At 63.3% G+C, this 17,524-nt stretch carries 21 protein-coding genes; 19 read left to right on the top strand and 2 right to left on the bottom strand.

The features are described 5' to 3' along the window. The first annotated feature begins 3 nt into the window (after nt 1–3). The 12 genes from fliG to fliR all read left to right on the top strand — a co-directional run bounded on the left by fliG (nt 4) and on the right by fliR (nt 9,190). Nucleotides 4–999: a flagellar motor switch protein FliG gene (gene fliG / locus AB3G31_RS02495; protein ID WP_367848660.1), complete on the top strand. Its 996-nt coding sequence runs from the start codon at nt 4–6 to the stop codon at nt 997–999. Further along, a complete protein-coding gene (locus tag AB3G31_RS02500) occupies nt 986–1,729 on the top strand; it encodes a FliH/SctL family protein (RefSeq protein ID WP_367848661.1) in 744 nt (247 codons plus the stop codon). The genes fliG and AB3G31_RS02500 overlap by 14 nt, the downstream gene beginning before the upstream one ends. After that, nucleotides 1,719–3,143 carry a flagellar protein export ATPase FliI gene (gene fliI, locus AB3G31_RS02505; protein ID WP_367848662.1) on the top strand — a complete coding sequence of 475 codons (1,425 nt, stop codon included), beginning with the start codon at nt 1,719–1,721 and terminating at the stop codon, nt 3,141–3,143. Before AB3G31_RS02500 ends, fliI begins: the two co-directional genes overlap by 11 nt. Nucleotides 3,144–3,159: 16 nt before the next feature. Beyond that, nucleotides 3,160–3,633: a flagellar export protein FliJ gene (fliJ, locus tag AB3G31_RS02510; RefSeq protein ID WP_367848663.1), complete on the top strand. Its 474-nt coding sequence runs from the start codon at nt 3,160–3,162 to the stop codon at nt 3,631–3,633. After that, nucleotides 3,623–4,882 (top strand): flagellar hook-length control protein FliK, encoded by a 1,260-nt coding sequence (locus AB3G31_RS02515; RefSeq protein WP_367848664.1) that lies wholly within the window; start codon nt 3,623–3,625, stop codon nt 4,880–4,882. The genes fliJ and AB3G31_RS02515 overlap by 11 nt, the downstream gene beginning before the upstream one ends. Nucleotides 4,883–5,024: 142 nt before the next feature. Then, on the top strand, nt 5,025–5,597 hold the full coding sequence (gene fliL / locus AB3G31_RS02520) for a flagellar basal body-associated protein FliL (protein ID WP_367848665.1): 573 nt from the start codon (nt 5,025–5,027) through the stop codon (nt 5,595–5,597). 22 nt (nt 5,598–5,619) lie between these two features. Next, nucleotides 5,620–6,627 (top strand): flagellar motor switch protein FliM, encoded by a 1,008-nt coding sequence (gene fliM, locus AB3G31_RS02525; RefSeq protein WP_367848666.1) that lies wholly within the window; start codon nt 5,620–5,622, stop codon nt 6,625–6,627. Continuing rightward, nucleotides 6,614–7,039: a flagellar motor switch protein FliN gene (gene fliN, locus AB3G31_RS02530; protein ID WP_367848667.1), complete on the top strand. Its 426-nt coding sequence runs from the start codon at nt 6,614–6,616 to the stop codon at nt 7,037–7,039. The genes fliM and fliN overlap by 14 nt, the downstream gene beginning before the upstream one ends. Nucleotides 7,040–7,050: 11 nt before the next feature. Further along, nucleotides 7,051–7,383 carry a FliO/MopB family protein gene (locus tag AB3G31_RS02535; RefSeq protein ID WP_367848668.1) on the top strand — a complete coding sequence of 111 codons (333 nt, stop codon included), beginning with the start codon at nt 7,051–7,053 and terminating at the stop codon, nt 7,381–7,383. Next, the gene (gene fliP, locus AB3G31_RS02540) at nt 7,376–8,122 is read left to right on the top strand and encodes a flagellar type III secretion system pore protein FliP (protein WP_367848669.1); all 747 of its coding nucleotides are present in this window, start codon (nt 7,376–7,378) and stop codon (nt 8,120–8,122) included. Before AB3G31_RS02535 ends, fliP begins: the two co-directional genes overlap by 8 nt. An 11-nt stretch (nt 8,123–8,133) precedes the next feature. Next, entirely contained in the window at nt 8,134–8,403 is a 270-nt protein-coding gene (gene fliQ, locus AB3G31_RS02545; RefSeq protein WP_367848670.1) for a flagellar biosynthesis protein FliQ, read from the top strand. Nucleotides 8,404–8,419: 16 nt separating this feature from the next. After that, entirely contained in the window at nt 8,420–9,190 is a 771-nt protein-coding gene (gene fliR / locus AB3G31_RS02550) for a flagellar biosynthetic protein FliR (RefSeq protein ID WP_367848671.1), read from the top strand. A gap of 73 nt (nt 9,191–9,263) precedes the next feature. Here the strand turns inward: fliR and AB3G31_RS02555 are convergent, their stop codons facing one another. Continuing rightward, nucleotides 9,264–9,893: a response regulator gene (locus AB3G31_RS02555; RefSeq protein WP_367848672.1), complete on the bottom strand. Its 630-nt coding sequence runs from the start codon at nt 9,891–9,893 to the stop codon at nt 9,264–9,266. After that, nucleotides 9,890–11,005, bottom strand: a complete 1,116-nt coding sequence (locus AB3G31_RS02560; RefSeq protein ID WP_367848673.1) for a response regulator — start codon at nt 11,003–11,005, stop codon at nt 9,890–9,892. The genes AB3G31_RS02555 and AB3G31_RS02560 overlap by 4 nt, the downstream gene beginning before the upstream one ends. A gap of 182 nt (nt 11,006–11,187) precedes the next feature. On the opposite strand from AB3G31_RS02560, the gene AB3G31_RS02565 reads away from it, so the two are divergent. Genes AB3G31_RS02565 through AB3G31_RS02595 form a run of 7 tightly spaced genes read left to right on the top strand, consistent with a single transcriptional unit; the run spans nt 11,188 to nt 17,476 of the window. Continuing rightward, a complete protein-coding gene (locus AB3G31_RS02565) occupies nt 11,188–11,634 on the top strand; it encodes a hypothetical protein (protein WP_367848674.1) in 447 nt (148 codons plus the stop codon). Between the two features lie 51 nt (nt 11,635–11,685). Further along, nucleotides 11,686–12,048 (top strand): response regulator, encoded by a 363-nt coding sequence (locus tag AB3G31_RS02570; RefSeq protein ID WP_295954435.1) that lies wholly within the window; start codon nt 11,686–11,688, stop codon nt 12,046–12,048. Nucleotides 12,049–12,072: 24 nt separating this feature from the next. Continuing rightward, nucleotides 12,073–14,172 (top strand): chemotaxis protein CheW, encoded by a 2,100-nt coding sequence (locus AB3G31_RS02575; RefSeq protein ID WP_367848675.1) that lies wholly within the window; start codon nt 12,073–12,075, stop codon nt 14,170–14,172. A 37-nt stretch (nt 14,173–14,209) separates the two neighbouring features. Continuing rightward, nucleotides 14,210–14,692, top strand: coding sequence for a chemotaxis protein CheW (locus tag AB3G31_RS02580; protein ID WP_367848676.1), 483 nt, complete (start codon nt 14,210–14,212; stop codon nt 14,690–14,692). Between the two features lie 14 nt (nt 14,693–14,706). Beyond that, entirely contained in the window at nt 14,707–15,561 is an 855-nt protein-coding gene (locus AB3G31_RS02585) for a CheR family methyltransferase (protein WP_367848677.1), read from the top strand. Between the two features lie 49 nt (nt 15,562–15,610). Further along, a complete protein-coding gene (gene cheD / locus AB3G31_RS02590; RefSeq protein WP_367848678.1) occupies nt 15,611–16,363 on the top strand; it encodes a chemoreceptor glutamine deamidase CheD in 753 nt (250 codons plus the stop codon). Nucleotides 16,364–16,372: 9 nt separating this feature from the next. Next, the gene (locus AB3G31_RS02595) at nt 16,373–17,476 is read left to right on the top strand and encodes a chemotaxis response regulator protein-glutamate methylesterase (RefSeq protein ID WP_367848679.1); all 1,104 of its coding nucleotides are present in this window, start codon (nt 16,373–16,375) and stop codon (nt 17,474–17,476) included. Nucleotides 17,477–17,524: the final 48 nt, after the last annotated feature.

The raw sequence follows: 17,524 nt of genomic DNA on the forward strand, positions 1-17,524 counted from the left end.
CCCATGGACGAACAAGGTCTTACCGACGCGGCAATTTTTCTGATGTCCCTGGGCGAGGAGGAGGCCGCCGAGGTCTTCAAACACCTGTCGCCCAAGGAAGTGCAGAAGCTGGGCGAAACCATCGCCAAAACCAAGGTGGTCACCCGCGAGAAGGTCGACGAGGTGCTGGTGCGCTTCACCAATGCCGCGGCGGCCCAGAGCCTGCTGGTCAACGACACGGCCGACTACGTCAAGGCCGTGCTGCGCCGGGCGCTGGGCGACGACAAGGCCTCGCTGCTGATCGACCGCATCTTGCTGGGCGGCGACGTATCGGGCATTGAAAGCCTGAAGTGGATGGACCCGCTGTCGGTGGCCGAGCTGCTGCGCAACGAACACCCGCAGATCGTGGCGGCCATTCTGGTGCACCTGGACTACGAACAATCCGCCGCCGTGCTCAAGCAGCTCACCGAACGCCAACGCAATGAAGTGCTGCTGCGGGTGGCCACGCTGGAAGGCATCCAGCCCACGGCCTTGAAAGACCTGAACGAAGTGCTCTTCAAGGTGCTGGCCGGGGGCGACAAGATCCGCAAATCCTCGCTGGGCGGCGTCAAGGCGGCAGCGGAAATCATCAACTTGCTGGGCGCCAACATCGAAGGCACGGTCATCGAATCCATCAAGGGCTTCGACTCCGACCTGGCGCAAAAGATCGTGGACAAGATGTTCGTCTTCGACGACGTCGCCAAACTGGACAACAAGTCCATCCAGCTGGTGCTCAAGGAAGTGGCTTCCGAAACCCTGGTGGTGGCGCTCAAGGGCGCTTCGCCCGAGCTCAAGGAGAAAATCCTGGCCAATATGTCCAGCCGTGCCGCGGAATCCATGCGCGAAGACCTGGAGTCGCGCGGTCCGATGCGCCTGTCCGAAGTGGAAGCGCAGCAAAAAGAAGTGCTCAAGATCGTGCGCCGCCTGGTAGACGAAGGCCAGGTCGTGTTGGGCGGAGGAGGCGACGATGGTTTTGTCTAACAACCGCAGTTCGTCCCGCGCCCACTCGCGCTTCATCCGCAGCGAAGAGCTGGGCGAGGTGTCCGAGTGGCGCTTTGGCGCGGTGGGTGGCGTGGTGCCGACGGCACTGGAGCTGCTGCCCGAACCCGAGCCCGAGCCGGAACCCGTTGAGCACGAGCAGGTCCGCCTGGACCGCGCCTGGGCCGACGGCCATGCCGCCGGTCTGGCCCAGGGCCTGGCCGAAGCCACCCTGGAAGGCAACCAAAAGCTGGACGATTTCGTGCAAGGCCAGGGTGTCGAAACCGCGCAGAACCTGGCCGACATGTTCGCCGCCATGCAGGCCCGTCTGGCCCAGCTGGAGCAAGACATGGCCCAGCAGGTGCTGGCCCTGGCCTGTGGGCTGGCGCGCCAGGTGGTGCGCCGGGAGCTGAGCGTGGATGCCTCCGCCCTGGAGCCGGTTATCCGCGAAGCACTGGGCATGCTGGTGATGGACGGCAAGGCTGCCGTCATCAAGCTGCACCCCCAGGATTGGGAGGTCTTGCAGGCCCCATTGAAGGCGGCTTTTCCCCTGCCCGCGCTGACCTGGCTGGCCGATTTGGCCGTAGAGCGCGGAGGCTGCCTGGTCGAATCGGGCGGCACGGTGATCGATGGCACCCTGTCCAAGCGCTGGGAGCGGGCGGTGGCCAATTTGGGCTTGGCCTCTGCCTGGACGGATCCGGTAATCGACGCGGATGGGGAAGATGGAAGCTGAGCGCTCCCCGGATACCGATGTCTGGTCCCAGTTCATGGCCGATGCGCAGCAGCGCGTCGACACCGGCAGCACCCTGGAGGTGCGCGGCACCCTGACCCGCCTGGCGGGTTTGGTGCTGGAGGCCGCGGGTGTGCGCAGCGCCGTGGGTTCGCAGTGCCTGGTGTCCATGCCCGGCCGGCCCTCGGTGCTGGTGGAAGTGGTGGGTTTTTCCAACGACAAAGCCTTTTTGATGCCTGCTGGCGACGTGCACGGCCTGCGCAGCGGGGCCAGCGTATTGCCGGCACCGCCGTTTGTGTCGGTGCCCCGCCTGGGTGACGCACGCCGCGACAAGGCCGCCGGTGTGGCGGGCGTGTTGCGCTTGCCGATTGGCGACGGCCTGTTGGGCCGGGTGGTGGATGCCCAGGGCGCACCGCTGGACCACGGCGGCCCGATCCGCAATGTGCGCTCGCAGCCTTTGGACCGCAGCCCCATCAACGCCATGGACCGCGACCCGGTGCGCGAGCCGCTGGATACCGGCGTGCGCGCCATCAACGGCATGCTGACCGTGGGCCGGGGCCAGCGTATCGGCTTGTTTGCGGGCTCTGGCGTGGGCAAGAGCGTGCTGCTGGGCATGATGGCCCGCTACACCCAGGCCGACGTCATCGTGGTCGGCCTGATCGGCGAGCGGGGCCGCGAAGTCAAAGAATTTGTGGAAGATATTTTGGGCGAGGATGGCCGGGCCCGTTCGGTGGTGGTGGCCGCCCCGGCCGACGCGCCGCCGCTGCTGCGCCTGCAAGGGGCCGCCTACGCCACCGCGGTGGCCGAGTATTTCCGCGACAAAGGCCAGCACGTGCTGCTGCTGATGGACTCGCTTACCCGTTTTGCCATGGCCCAGCGTGAAATCGCCCTGGCCATTGGCGAGCCCCCGGCCACCAAGGGCTACCCGCCCTCGTGCTTTGCCAAGCTGCCGCAGTTGGTGGAACGCAGCGGCAATGGCCTCAACGGAGTGGGCTCGATCACCGCGTTCTATACCGTGCTGACCGAGGGCGACGACCAGCAGGACCCGATTGCCGATGCCGCCCGGGCCATTCTGGACGGCCACATCGTGCTGTCGCGCGCGCTGGCCGAGGCCGGGCACTTCCCGGCCATCGACATCGAGCAATCCGCCTCGCGGGTCATGCACAACGTGGTCAGCCCGGCGCATTTCGAGGCGGCACGGCGCTTTCGCATGGTCAACTCGCGCTACCAGAAGGGCCGTGATCTGGTGCAGATCGGGGCCTATGCCGCGGGCTCCGACCCGGGGCTGGACGAAGCCATTCGCCTCAGCGGCGGCATGGCGGCGTTTTTGCAGCAGGGCATGTTTGAAGCATCGCCTTTGCCGCGCAGCCTGGCCGAGATGGAGCAAAGCATTCCCAAAGCCGCAGGTGCACGATGACTAGCGGGAAGTTCGTATGTCGCTGTTAAGAACCCTGGCTTTGGCCGTGGAGGTGGCCAGCCGCAAGCGCGATGCGGCCCACCGCGCGCTGGGCCAGGCGCAGCAAAAGTACATTGCCGCGCACGACCAGCTCACCCAGCTGGAAACCTACGCCGCGGAAACCGAGACGCGCTGGATGACCCAGGCCCAGACCTGTGCCGTGCCCGAGTTGATGCAGCACCACTACCAGTTCATGGAGCGCTTGGCGCAGGCCATCCAGATGCAATTGGGCATCCTGGCCGACAACGCCCGCTGGGTCGAGACAGCCAAAAAGCAGCTCGCCGACACAGAAATCCGGGTGGCCACCCTGCAACAGGTGTGCCGCAACAAGCAACTGGAAGCCAACCGGCTGCAAGACCGACGTGAGCAAAAGCAGATCGACGAATTTGCAGCGCAGCGGTTTGGTAAATCCATAGACCAACAATTTGGCGAGGACCCCCATGGCCATTGAATCCTTTCCTGCCACCTTGGTCCCCGCCAAGGCGGCCACGCCCGCCGCGGCGACCCCGCAAGGCACCGGCAAGCCGACCGTGGAAAACAAGGCTGCCGACCCGGCGGACAAGGCGTTTCGCCGCGTGCTGGAGGAGCTGGACTCTGCGGAGGATGTACCTGCCGATGGCGCACCGCCAGAGCCGGATGCCGCCGCCACCGAGGATGCCCGCCCGGGCCTGAAGAAACTGTCCGCCGCCGCCAAGGCCACGGCGACCAGCACGACCAGCGCCGATGCCGCCACCTGGATGGCCGCCTATTTGCCACCGCCACCGGCCCCCTTGGCCCCCCCGGCGGGCGGCACTGCCGTGTCCGGCGCACCCGGGGCCGCGGATGCGCTGCCAGGCACCGGGCCGTTGACCGCATTGAAATCCGATGCCGCCAATGCGGCGGCTTTGGCGGCACCGGCCGATGCGCGGGCCCAGTCGGTCAGCCTGGCCAACTATGCGTCGGTGTTTGAACAGATCCAGAGCCGGTTGGCCAACGGCGGCACGGGTGCGCCCGATGGGGCCGGATCGGGCACCAAAGGCCTGGCCAAGCCAGTGTTGGGCACCGCGGCTGCCGACGCGCGGGCCGACCAGATGGCCAGCCTGGCCAGTGGCGGCGTGTGGACCCTGCCGGTCACCGAGGCCGCCGCCTTGCAAGCCTCCACCAGCGCAACCGAGGCCCAACAACTGGCCGTGCGCGAAACCGGCGACCAGCGCGAAGGCCTGGCGACCGACAAAGTGCCCGAGGGCGGCGTAGCGCACCACCATTTCACGCCGACCGTCCATTTTGAGAGCGCCACCGCCCGCGTGGATGCCAGCCAGCCCGCTCCCGAGGCCGCCGTGGCCGACCAGGTCAGCTACTGGATATCGCAAGGCATCCAGAATGCCGAGCTGACCTTCGACGGGGCCGATGCCCAGCCGGTACAGGTCAGCATCAGTCTGTCGGGTAACGAGGCGCACGTGGAGTTCCGGACCGACCAGTTGGAAACCCGCGATCTGCTCACCGGTTCCGCCGCACACCTGAAAGACTTGCTGCAAAGCGAGGGCATGGTGCTGTCCGGGTTGTCGGTGGGGTCGTCGGGAGCGGGTGGGACGAACGCTCGGGAGCGCCGGGCTCCTTCCGAGGGGCAACACGCTACGGCCAGGGCGGCGCCTGAAGTGGCCGCGGTGCGCCCGACGGCACCCAAAGGGTCTTCGGGGCGGTCGGTCGATCTATTTGTGTAGGGTGGGCAAGCCAGCCGAATACGGCGGTTTTGCACCGCTTATCTGGCTATTATCAAACCCGTCCGGGTGAATAATCCGGACATGGGCTTTGAATTGATGGCGAACGTGGGCTGCAATCTGCCCCACCCCGGAAGGAATTATTGTGTCTGCACCTGCTGCCGCTGAAGCGTCTGCTCCCCCCAAGGCCAAGGGCAAGAAAATGCTCGTCATCATTGTGGCGGTCGTTTTGCTGCTGGTGCTGGGGGGTGGGGGCTGGTTCTTTTTCCTGCGCCATCCGGCCACTGAAGACGGGGAAGATGCGGCACCCGCGGCCCATGCGTCGGCCAAGTCCACAACGCCCCCTGTGTTTTTGCCCATGGACAACATGGTCGTGAACCTGGCGGACGCCGGGGGCGAGAAGTTTGCGCAGGTCGGCATCACCATCGGTGTGGTGGACCAGCACACCTCGGATGCCGTCAAGGCCAATTTGCCCACCATTCGCAGTGCCGTCCTGCTGTTGATTTCGCAGCGGACTTCGGAAGAGCTGCTGACCAAGGAAGGCAAGGAGAAGCTGGCCCACGAAATTCTGCGCGAGGTGTCCACGCCGCTGGGCTACGAAGTCGAGGACGCCGATGCGGAAGAAGACCCCGCACCCAAGAAGAAGGCCAAAAAGAAGCACGTTGCAGCGGCCAGCCCGATCTTGAGCGTGTTGTTCTCCAGTTTCATCATCCAATGACGACACACCATGGAGTCGCTTCATGAGTGAATCATTCCTCTCCCAAGAAGAAGTCGATGCCCTGCTTGAAGGGGTCACCGGCGAGAGCCAGAAAACGGTAGAAACCGTTTTCGAGACCGGAGAAATCCGCAACTACGACATCTCCAGCCAGGAGAAGATTGTCCGCGGTCGGATGCCGACCATGGAGATCGTCAACGAGCGCTTTGCCCGCAATTTCCGCATTGGCCTGTTCAATTTCATCCGCCGCAGCCCCGAAATATCGGTGGGCACGGTGACGGTGCAGCGCTACAGCGCCTTTTTGCGCGAGCTGGCGGTGCCCACCAATTTCAACATCATGGCGATCCGGCCGTTGCGCGGCAGCGGCTTGATCGTCTGTGAACCTTCGCTGGTGTTCGGGGTGATCGACACCTTGTACGGCGGTGTGGGCAAGTTCCAGACCCGTATCGAAGGACGCGAGTTCTCCATGACCGAGCAGCGGGTGATCAACCGCCTGGTGGATGTGGTCTGCGCCGAGTACAAAAAAGCCTGGCACGGCATTTACCCGCTGGAGCTGGACTACCAGCGCTCCGAGATGCAGCCGCAGTTCGCCAACATCGCCACGCCCAGCGAAATCGTGGTGTCCACGGTGTTCCAGCTGGAGATTGGCGACATCACCGGCGCGATCCACATCTGCATGCCCTACGCCACCCTGGAGCCGATCCGGGACGTGCTGTACTCCAGCACCCAGGGCGATTCGGTCGAGGTAGACCGCCGCTGGATCACCCTGCTGAGCCGCGAAATCCAGTCCGCCGAGGTCACGCTGGTGGCCGAGCTGGCCCGGGCCGATGCCACGGTTGAGCAGCTTTTGAGCATGAAGCCCGGCGACTTCATCGAGCTGGAGCGCGAGCCGCGCATCCGGGCCTCGATCGGGGGCGTGCCGATATTTGACTGCCAGTACGGAACCCACAATTCCAAATACGCCATCCGCATTGAAGAATGCCTGCGCAAGGAAGACGGCAATCACCAGGGAGAAATGAATGGCAACGGATAAGAAAACCGACGACGAAGAAGACCCGATGGCCGCCTGGGCCGAGGCCCTGGAAGAGCAAAAAGGCGCCGAGGCCAAGCCGGAAGACACCAGCCAGGGCGGGCCCCTGTTTGGCAACAGCCCGTCGTCCAAAGACAAAGACCTGGGCTCGCAAGACATCAACATGGTGTTGGACATCCCCGTCACCCTGTCGGTGGAGTTGGGCCGCACCAAGGTGCCGATCAAATACATCTTGCAGCTGGCACAGGGCTCCGTCGTGGAGCTGGACGCCTTGGCGGGCGAGCCCATGGATGTGCTGATCAACGGCTACCTGATCGCCCAGGGCGAGGTGGTGGTGGTGAACGACAAGTTCGGTATCCGCCTGACCGACGTGGTCACGCCGTCCGAGCGGCTCAAACGCCTGAGCAAAGGCTGAACCCGATGGTCATGGGGCAGACTTTGCTGGTGGTGGTGCTGTTTGTGGCCGCAATGGCCATGCTGCCGCTGGCGGTCAAATGGATCCAGCGCCGCGCCCAGGGGGGCGGGGTGGCTGCGTCGGGCAATGCCCGCGTGGTGTCGGCCGTGGGTGTGGGGCCGCACCAGCGCGTGGTGACGGTGGAAGTGGGCCCCGAGGGCGCGCGGACCTGGCTGGTGCTGGGCGTGACCGCGCAGTCCATCACCTGCCTGCACACCGCCCCCATTGCTGTCGCGCCTTCGCCATCCCCCTCGTCTTATGCCGCTGTGGCCGCCAAGTTGGAAGACGGGAGTTTGCATGTTTAACCGTTTGCGCTGGGGGCTGCCTGCGCTGGCCGGCCTGGTCCACGCGCCTGTATTTGCGCAGGCGGCGGGCACCTTGCCCCTGCTGATTGGCGCGGGCGGGCAGGGCGTGAGCTACTCGGTGCCCATTCAGACGCTGCTGTTCTTTACCTCGCTGTCGTTTTTACCGGCTATTTTGCTGATGATGACGGGCTTTACCCGCATCGTCATCGTCTTGTCTTTGCTGCGCCAGGCGCTGGGCACGCAGTCTGCGCCGCCCAACCAGATCGTGATCGGCCTGTCGCTGTTCCTGACCTTTTTTGTGATGGGCCCGACCTTTGACCGGGTGTACAAAGAGGCCTACGCCCCCTATACCGCCAACACCATCAGTTTCGAGCAGGCGCTGGAGAAGGGCGAAGCCCCGGTGCGGCAGTTCATGCTCAAGCAGACCCGGCAGTCGGACTTTGCGCTGTTTGCGCGGCTGGCCCGGCTAGAGACCGGCGTGACGGCAGAGACCGCCCCGCTGCGGGTGCTGGTGCCTGCGTTTGTGACCAGCGAGCTGAAATCGGCGTTCCAGATTGGTTTCATGATCTTCATCCCGTTTCTGGTGATCGATATCGTGGTGGCCAGTGTGCTGATGTCGCTGGGCATGATGATGCTGTCGCCGGTGCTGGTGGCGTTGCCGTTCAAGCTGATGCTGTTTGTGCTGGCCGACGGCTGGAATCTGCTGATCGGCTCCCTGGCCGCCAGTTTTGTCCAGTAACCGGGGGCACCATGAATTCGCAAATGGTATTGACGGTGGGGCAAGAGGCCATGTGGCTGCTGCTGATGGTGTCGGCCCCGATTTTGGTCACGGTGCTGGTGGTGGGCTTGCTGGTGAGCGTGTTCCAGGCCATCACGCAGATCCATGAGGCCACGCTGTCTTTTGTGCCCAAGCTGATTGCCTGCATGCTGGTGTTTGCGCTGGCCGGGCCATGGATGCTGGCCACGCTGGTGGACTACATCCGCCGCACCATCGAATCCATCCCGACGCTGGTTCTGTAGCGACAGACGGCCTGCGGTGTTCACTTTTACCGAAGCCCAGATCGCCGAGTGGCTGTCGCCCATTCTGTGGCCGTTCTTGCGGGTGTTGGCCATGTTCAGCGTGGCGCCGGTGTTTTCGCTCAAATCCATCCCGCAGCGGGCCAAGATCGGCCTGGCCTTTTTTGTAGCCCTGGCCGCCCAGGCCAGCCTGACCAACCAACCCCAGATCAGCATGAACAGCCCGCAGGCGTTTGGCGCGGTGGTGCAGCAGGTGGGGGTGGGCATGTCCATCGGCTTCGCGGTGCGGCTGGTGTTTGCCTCGGTGGAGCTGGCGGGCGAGCTGGTGGGTTTGCAGATGGGGCTGAACTTCGCCTCGTTTTTCGACCCCGGCAGCAACACCCAGGTCAGCGCCGTGGCGCGCTTTCTGGGCCACATGTCGATGCTGTTGTTTGTGGTGATGAACGGGCACCTGATCGTGCTGATGGCGGTGGTCAAGAGCTTTGACAGCTTTCCGGTGGACGGCAACTTCCTGGAGTTTCTGGCCCAGGTCAAGCTGTACGCCCTGGGTACCCAGCTGTTTGCCAGCGCGCTGTGGATGGCCTTGCCCATGGTGGCCATGCTGCTGTTCGTCAACTTGACCATGGGGGTGATCTCCCGCGTGGCCCCGCAGATGAATATCTATGCGATTGGCTTTCCGGTCACCCTCACCATGGGCCTGGTCGGGGTGACCGTGACCCTGCCGATGATGGACCAGCCGGTGATGGCGCTGATGGAGCGCGCCATCGACCTGTTTGCGGCCCAGCGCTAGCATTTTTACGGCTTTTTTAAGGCGTTAAATCAGGTTCCTGTGCTTATTAAATAAGCGTGAGCAGCTACAATTTTTATACCAGATTATTGCGAATTGCGTAGACGGTGAGTTCGGCGTTGTTGGCCAGTTTGAGCTTTTCCAGCACCCGGGTGCGGTACACGCTGACGGTCTTGGGGCTGAGCAGCAGCTCCTCGGCAATGTCGGACAGGCGTTTGCCCGAGGCAATTTTCAGCAGGGTCTGCATTTCGCGCTCGGACAGGGCCGCGTGCGGCACCTCCAGCGCGGGCTTGGACAGGCTTTCCACCAGCATCTGGGCCACCTCGGGGGTGACGTATTTGCGCCCCTGCATCACGGTGCGCACGGCCAGCACCAGCTCTTCGGGGTCGCCTGCCTTGTTCAAATAGCCTTGCGCCCCGGCGCGCAGGCAGCGGATGGCGTATTGGTCTTCTGGAAACATGGACACCACCAGCACCTTGATGGGCGAGTCGGTCTCGCGCAGGCTGGCCAATACCTCCATGCCGCCGCGGCCCGGCATGCTCAGGTCCAGCACCAGCACGTCGCAGGCGGCGGTACGCAGCAGTTCGCGCACTTCGGCATAACCCGAGGCCTCGCCGGTGACCTGAATGTCCACCGCCTCCGACAGCATGTTGCGGATGCCGCGCCGCACCATGGCGTGGTCGTCGCATAAAACTACGTGGATCATGGGGGGGGTTCCGGGGTGGAGGCATCGGGGACAAGCGGAACTAGCGGCACCGACAGGATGATGGAGGTGCCCACCCCGCCCTGGTTGCTGATGTCCAGCCAGCCGCCGACGGTCTTGGCCCGCTCGTGCAGGCCGCGCAAGCCAAAGGCCTTGGGTTTGTCGAGTTGGGCCTTGCCCAAACCGCGGCCATTGTCGGTCACTTCCAGCGTCAGCACGCCTTCGCTGTCGGTCAGTTCGATGCTGACCGCGCTGCATTCCGCGTGTTTGGAGATGTTGGTCAACGCTTCTTGCGCGGTGCGGTAGGCCACCAACTGGATGGCTTTGCTGGTGCTGAGCGGGTCAAAGGTGGCGTGGAAGCTGGTGGCAATGCCGGTGCGCTTCTGGAAGCTTTGCGCCAGCCACTGCACAGCGGCGGTAAGCCCCTGGTCCAGAATGGGCGGACGCAGGTCCATCATGATGCGCTGGCTGGCCCCCAGGGCGTGCTGCAGCATCTCCAGCGCCGAGCCCAGGTGCGCGGCCGATGGCGCGTCCTTGTGGTGGCGCGCCAGCCAGGCCAGGTCCAGCTTGACGGCGGCCAGCGAGCCGCCGATGTCGTCGTGCACCTCGCGGGCTATGGCGGCGCGCTCTTGCTCGATCGAGCTTTGCAGGTGCTCGGCCAGCTCGGCCAGGCGGCGTTCGGATGCAGCCAATTCGGCATCGGCACGCTCCTTGGCCTGGCGCACTTCGCGCACCTCGATGGCGCGGGCAATCACGTGCGCCAGCTTGTTGATGTCGTCTTTGAGCAGGTAGTCGCTAAAACCCAGCCGGATGGCATCTACCGCCGCGGCTTCGCCAATGGCCCCCGACAGCAGCACGAAGGGCGGTTGCTGGGCCTGCTGTTGCAGCGCATGCCAGGCATCGATGGCGGTGAAGCCGGGCAGCCGGTAGTCGGCCAGAATCAAGTCAAACTGCGTGCTGCCGGTCAGCTCGGTAAATGCCGCCAGTGTTTCCACCCGCTGGATGGTGCAGGCCAAACCTTGCTTGTGCAAGGCGCGTACGACGATCTGGTGGTCTATGAGCGAGTCCTCCAGATGCAGGATCTGGATCGCCTTGTTCTTTTGCCAGGGGCTCATGTGCGCTCCTGAGACGGGCTGGCGTGAGCTACATAAATGGCGATTGTCTGCATGGTGGGCTTGGAGATACAGGGCGAAGGCAGTCGATTTCGCAGATTGTTCGTAACAGGATGTGAAATAGAATTAACATTCGCGTAAACGAGGCAATTTGTCTTGGGCTTTCCTGCAGCGATGGAGAATACATGCAAACAGAGCCAACCCCACCGACAGGACCCGTAGTGCAACTGCCGGTCATGCTGGTTGCTGAGTTGCAGGATTCCCTGATGGTGGTGATGCACGATTTAAGCCGCCTGGAAAGCCTGCTCAGCCACACTATGGACAATCTGATGGCCCGCTTCAACAGCGTCAACCTGGGACTCCAGGGTGAGGCTCTACCGAATTCGCTGGCCATGGACGCAGTGCGCAGCGACCTGCGTGCCGCCGTGACCGAGCTGCAATTCCAGGACATGGCTTCGCAGTTGATTGTGCACACCACCTTGATGCTGCAAGGCTGCGCATTCCGCCTGGCATCGGAGACCATGGGGCAGGACGAAGGCGAAGAGCCAGCGCCCTACGCAACCATGGTGCCTGACCGACCCAATCCGGTGACCCAGAGCGAAATGGACGCAGGTTCCATTGAGCTCTTCTGACAAGCCCGTCCCCCCTATTCACGCGCCTTTCATCTTTAGCTGGAGCTTTTCATGCATTCGATTCTTGCCGTTGACGACTCACCCTCGATGCGAAAGATGGTCTCCTTTACCCTGACCGGAGCGGGCTACCAGGTCATCGAAGCGGTGGACGGGCAGGATGCTTTCGAGAAGGCCCAGTCGCATTCCATTGACCTGGTGCTGGTCGACCAGAACATGCCCCGGCTCGACGGCATTGGCCTGACGCGCCTGCTGCGCGAGCACCCCAAGTACAAGACGATTCCGATTTTGATTTTGACCACCGAGTCCAGTGACCAGATGAAGCAGGCGGGGCGTAGTGCCGGTGCCACGGGCTGGTTGGTGAAACCGTTTGACCCCGCCCGGTTGATCGAGGTCATCCAAAAAGTCATCCGCTGAACCCCGGCAACCCAAGGAGCACACATGGCCGAGACACATAGCGACAGTTCAGGTTCAGGCGCAGACTTTGACCTGACCCAGTTCTACCAGATCTTTTTTGAAGAAGCGGGTGAAAACCTCGACCAGATGGAGCAGATGCTGCTCGACCTGGACCTGGCCAATACCGACGACGAAGAACTCAACGGCATCTTCCGTTGCGCCCACTCCATCAAGGGCGGCGCCGCCACTTTCGGCTTTTCCGATGTGGCCGAGCTGACCCACCAGATGGAGTCGCTGCTGGACAAGCTGCGCCGCCATGAGCTGAAGCTGATTCCCCCCATGGTCGATGCGTTGCTGGAGTCGGCTGACTCCTCCCGCAGCCTGCTGGCGCGCCACCAGGCCGGCGGTGAGGGCGAGGCCATCAACACGTCGGCCCTGGTCAAACGCATCAGCGTGCTGGCCTCGGGCACCATGCCTGCGCCAGCACCGGTGCCAGCGCCCGCGCCGGTTGTGGTGGTGGTCGCCCCGGTCGCGGCCCCTGAGCCCAGGGCTGCGGGAGTGCGCTCGCTGGTGATCCAGATCGGCCCGCTGGACAAGCCGGAGCAGGCCGATGCGGTGAAAGAGCTGTTCCGCGACATTCCGGGCCTGGGCACGGTCACCGCGATGCCCAGCGAAAGCGCCAACATCCGCGTGTTCGCGGTGGAAACCACGTCGACCGACGAGGATCTACTCGACCTGTTCGTGTTCCATGTGTCCAAGGACGTGGTGCGCATCCGTGATCTGGATGCTGAAGCCACCCCCGTTGCGGCGGCAGAAGCTGCCGTCCCGGAACCCGTCGCCGCTGTGGTGGCGCCGACCGTGTCGGTGGAGGAAGAATACGGTTTCTTCGCCGGATCGCCCGGCCACCCTGGCGAGCACCCGGTGCCGACCCCCGCTGCCGTGGCCGCCAAGGCCGAGAAAGCCGCTGGCCAGACCCCGCTGGAGGCCACCACCATCCGGGTCGACATCAAAAAGGTCGACCAGCTGATCAACCTGGTCGGTGAGCTGGTGATCACCCAGGCCATGCTGGCGCAAAACAGCCAGGGGCTGGAGCCCGCCATGCACCAGCAGCTGTTTGCCGGCCTGGCCGACCTGGACCGCAACACCCGCGATCTGCAGGAATCGGTCATGTCGATCCGCATGATCCCCATGTCCATCGTTTTCAGCCGCTTCCCGCGCATGCTGCGCGATCTGGCCAACCGCCTGGGCAAAAAGGTGGACTTCGTGACGCAGGGCGAATCCACCGAGCTGGACAAGGGTCTGGTCGAGAAGATCACCGACCCGCTGACCCACCTGGTGCGCAACAGCTGTGACCACGGCATCGAGATGCCCGAGGACCGCATCGCCGCAGGCAAGTCGGAGAACGGCACCATCACCCTGTCGGCGGCGCACCAGGGCGGCTCCATCGTGATCGAAGTGCGCGACGACGGCAAAGGCATGTCGCGCGACAAGATCCTGCGCAAGGCCCGGGAGCGCGGCCTGGACGTGAGCGATGCCATGAGCGATGCCGAGGTCTGGCAGCTGATTTTTGCCCCGGGCTTCTCTACCGCCGATGTGGTGACCGATGTGTCGGGCCGGGGCGTGGGCATGGATGTGGTGAAGCGCAATATTGCCTCGCTCAATGGCACGGTCGACATCGAATCGGTCGAGGGCCTGGGCATGAAGGTGTCGGTGCGCTTGCCGCTGACCCTGGCCATCATGGACGGTATGTCGGTCAGCGTGGGCGACGAGGTCTATATCCTGCCGCTGTCGTCGGTGGTCGAGTCCTTCCAGGTCAACGATGAATCCGTCAGCACCGTGGCCCAGGGCTCGCAGCTGGTCAAGGTGCGTGAAGAGTACATGCCGGTGATTGCGCTGGAGAAGATTTTCCAGGTGCCGATTGCCGATGCCGAAAAGGCCAACAACATCATGGTGGTGGTCGAGTCCGAAGGCAGCCGCGTGGCCTTGCTGGTCAACGAGTTGCTGGGCCAGCACCAGGTGGTGGTGAAAAACCTGGAGTCGAATTACCGCAAAGTGTCCAACGTGTCGGGTGCCACCATCATGGGCGACGGCAAGGTGGCGCTGATTCTGGACATTGGCGCGCTGGTGCGCCGCTCGCGGCACTAAGCCACCGTTCTACAGTTTGAAGTTGAAGGAGATGGTTATGGGAGCAATGGAACGTTCGGGGGTTTTGACCACCACCGCGGCCAGAGAATATTTGACCTTCCGCCTGAGCCAGGAAGAGTACGGCATTGATATCCTGAAGGTGCAGGAAATCCGCGGCTACGAGCCACCGACACGTATCGCCAACGCGCCCCCCTTCATCAAGGGTGTGGTCAATCTGCGCGGCACCATCGTGCCGATCGTGGACATGCGCCTCAAGTTCAACTGCTCCGAGGCCGAGTACAACAGCTTCACCGTGGTCATCATCCTGAATCTGCGCAGCCGCATCGTCGGCATCGTGGTGGATTCGGTCAGTGACGTGCTGGAACTGCAGCCCGAGAGCGTCAAAGCCGCCCCCGATATCGACAGCATTGTCGACAACAGCTGCATTCTGGGCCTGGGCTCGGTCAGCGACCGTATGCTGATCCTGCTGGACATCGAGCGTCTGATGTCCGGGCCGGACATGGGCCTGTCTGCCGACTGAGCGCACGCTTCTCCATGCGCCCATCCTCCGCTGTTGCCGCGACCGGTCCCGTGCTGGAAGGCCGCGAGTTTGTCTGGACCGATGCCGACTTCGAGCGCGTCCAGTCGCTCATCTACAAGCATGCCGGTATCAAACTGCACGACGGTAAGCACGCCATGGTGTACAGCCGCCTGTCGCGGCGCCTGCGCGACACCGGACACAACAGTTTTCGCGAATATTTGGGCTGGTTGGAGCACTCTACCGATGGGCCCGAGTGGCAAGAGTTCGTCAATGCGCTGACCACAAACCTGACAGCCTTCTTCCGCGAGCAGCACCACTTCGAGATACTGGCCACGCTGCTGCGGTCCAAGCCCGCCAGCACGCCGTGGAATGTGTGGTGCAGCGCATCCTCTACCGGCGAAGAACCGTATTCCATCGTGATGACGGCGCTGGAGAGTTTGGGTGCCAACGCGTCTTTCAAGCTCACCGCCAGCGATATCGATTCCAAGGTGCTGGCCTCGGCGGCTCAGGGCATCTACCGGCTGGAAAATCTCAAGGGGCTGGACCAGGGGCGGATGCAGAAGTTCTTGCTGCGCGGCAAGGGCGACAACGCCGGGCTGGTGCGTATCAAGCCTGAATTGCGCCGCATGATTGATTTCATCAGCGTCAATCTGATCCGGGACGACTGGCCGTTTCGCGAGCATTTCGATGTGGTGTTTTGCCGTAACGTGATGATTTACTTCGATGCCGCCACCCAACGGGCGGTGCTGGAGCGCATCCACCGGGTGATGAAGCCGGGGGCTACCCTGTTTGTTGGCCATGCAGAGAATTTCAGCGAATCGCGTGACTTATTCATCTTGCGGGGGAAGACCAGCTATGAACGTTGCTAATTCACCCTTTCGCAAGCCGCTCGGCTTTGGCGTGCGCCCTTAAAAAATTATGGACATCCCCAGAACCACTGGCCCCACGTTGTACCAACGCATGGCGGCGGGCGCGCTCCCGGTCGGTGGCGATACCGACCGCCGCCGGGCTTCCCGGGTCGGCGCTCTCCCCGGCGGGCGACCCGCCAGCGAGCGCCACAGCACCATTGAAGAGCTCAAGGCCCGCCCACGCAAGCCGGGGGAGGCTTCGTTTTTTTACCCGGACCACCATTTCCAGTACAACGCCGTCAAGGTGCTGCCCGGTGAGTACTTTGTATCGGACGAAAACCTGGTCATCATGACGGTGCTGGGCTCCTGCATTGCCGCCTGCCTGTGGGACACGCGGGCCCAGGTAGGCGGTATGAACCACTTCATGCTGCCCGACGGTGAAGACGGCATTGGCGCGGGCCGCTATGGGTCGTATGCCATGGAGCTGTTGATCAACGAAATGCTCAAGATCGGGGCGCGCCGCGAAACCATGCAGGCCAAGATTTTTGGCGGTGGCCAGGTGATGTCCAACTTCACCACCATGAACGTGGGTGAGCGCAACACCAAGTTTGTCATCGACTACCTGCAAACCGAGCGCATCCCGCTCCTGTCGCAAGACGTACTGGATATTTACCCGCGCAAGGTCTGCTTTTTCCCCCTCACCGGCAAGGCCATGGTCAAGCGGCTGGCCCACGCCCATCCCGACCAGGCTGCCAATGAGCGGCGTGGCAATGTGGCAACGGTGGTGCAATCGACGTCCGGCGGTTCGGTCGATCTGTTTTAAGTGCGTGCTGTGATGAAGAAAATCCGTGTTCTGGTAGTGGACGACTCGGCGCTGGTGCGCAGCCTGTTGACCGAGATCATCAACCGCCAACCCGACATGCAGTGCATTGGTGCGGCCAACGACCCGTTGATCGCCCGCGAAATGATCCGCGATCTGGATCCCGATGTCATCACCCTGGACGTGGAGATGCCGCGCATGGACGGCATCGACTTCCTGGGCCGCCTGATGCGCCTGCGCCCCATGCCGGTGGTGATGATCTCCACCATGACCGCGCAGGGGGCTGAGGTCACCTTACGTGCGCTGGAGTTAGGGGCGGTGGATTTTGTGGCCAAACCCCGCATTGGCCTGGCCAATGGCCTGCGCGATCTGGCGACAGAAATCGTCGACAAGGTGCGCGTGGCGGCGGTGGCCAAGTTCCGTCGCCCGTTGCTGCCTGCGGTATCGCCGCCCGGCACTGCAGTGGTGCCGCCAGCCTCCGCCGTGCGCTCCACCAATGCCTTGATCGGCCGCTTGTCGACCGAAAAGATGATCTGCATCGGCGCATCCACCGGTGGCACGGAGGCCATCAAGGACATTTTGGTCCACATGCCCGCCGACTCGCCCGCCATCGTCATCACCCAGCACATGCCGCCGGGCTTTACCACCAGCTTCGCAGCACGCCTGAACAGCCTGTGCCAGATCACCGTCAAGGAAGCCGTACACGGCGAGCGCATCCTGCCCGGCCATGCTTACATCGCGCCGGGCGGCAAGCAGTTCCGCATCAACCGCAGCGGTGCCAATTACGTGGCCGTGGTGGAAGAGGGCGAACCGGTGAACCGCCACCGGCCATCGGTGGAAGTGCTGTTCCTGTCCTGCGCCGAGATGGTGGGCCGCAACGCCTACGGCATCATGCTCACCGGCATGGGCAATGACGGAGCCCGTGCCATGCGCGAAATGCACGACAAGGGCAGCTACAACTACGTGCAGGATGAAGCCAGTTGCGTGGTCTTCGGCATGCCGCGCGAGGCCATTGCCCACGGCGCAGCCGATGAGGTGCTGCCGCTGGACAAAATTGCCCCCGCCCTGCTGGCCAAGCTGGGTGCCAGCGGCGACCGCCTGCACAATCGCATTTAAAGAAAATAGGCTGCTAGCGCCCATGGAATGGGCGTAAGCAGCTATTTA

The sequence above is a fragment of the Rhodoferax sp. WC2427 genome, assembly GCF_040822085.1.
In the GTDB taxonomy this organism is placed as follows: domain Bacteria; phylum Pseudomonadota; class Gammaproteobacteria; order Burkholderiales; family Burkholderiaceae_C; genus Rhodoferax_B.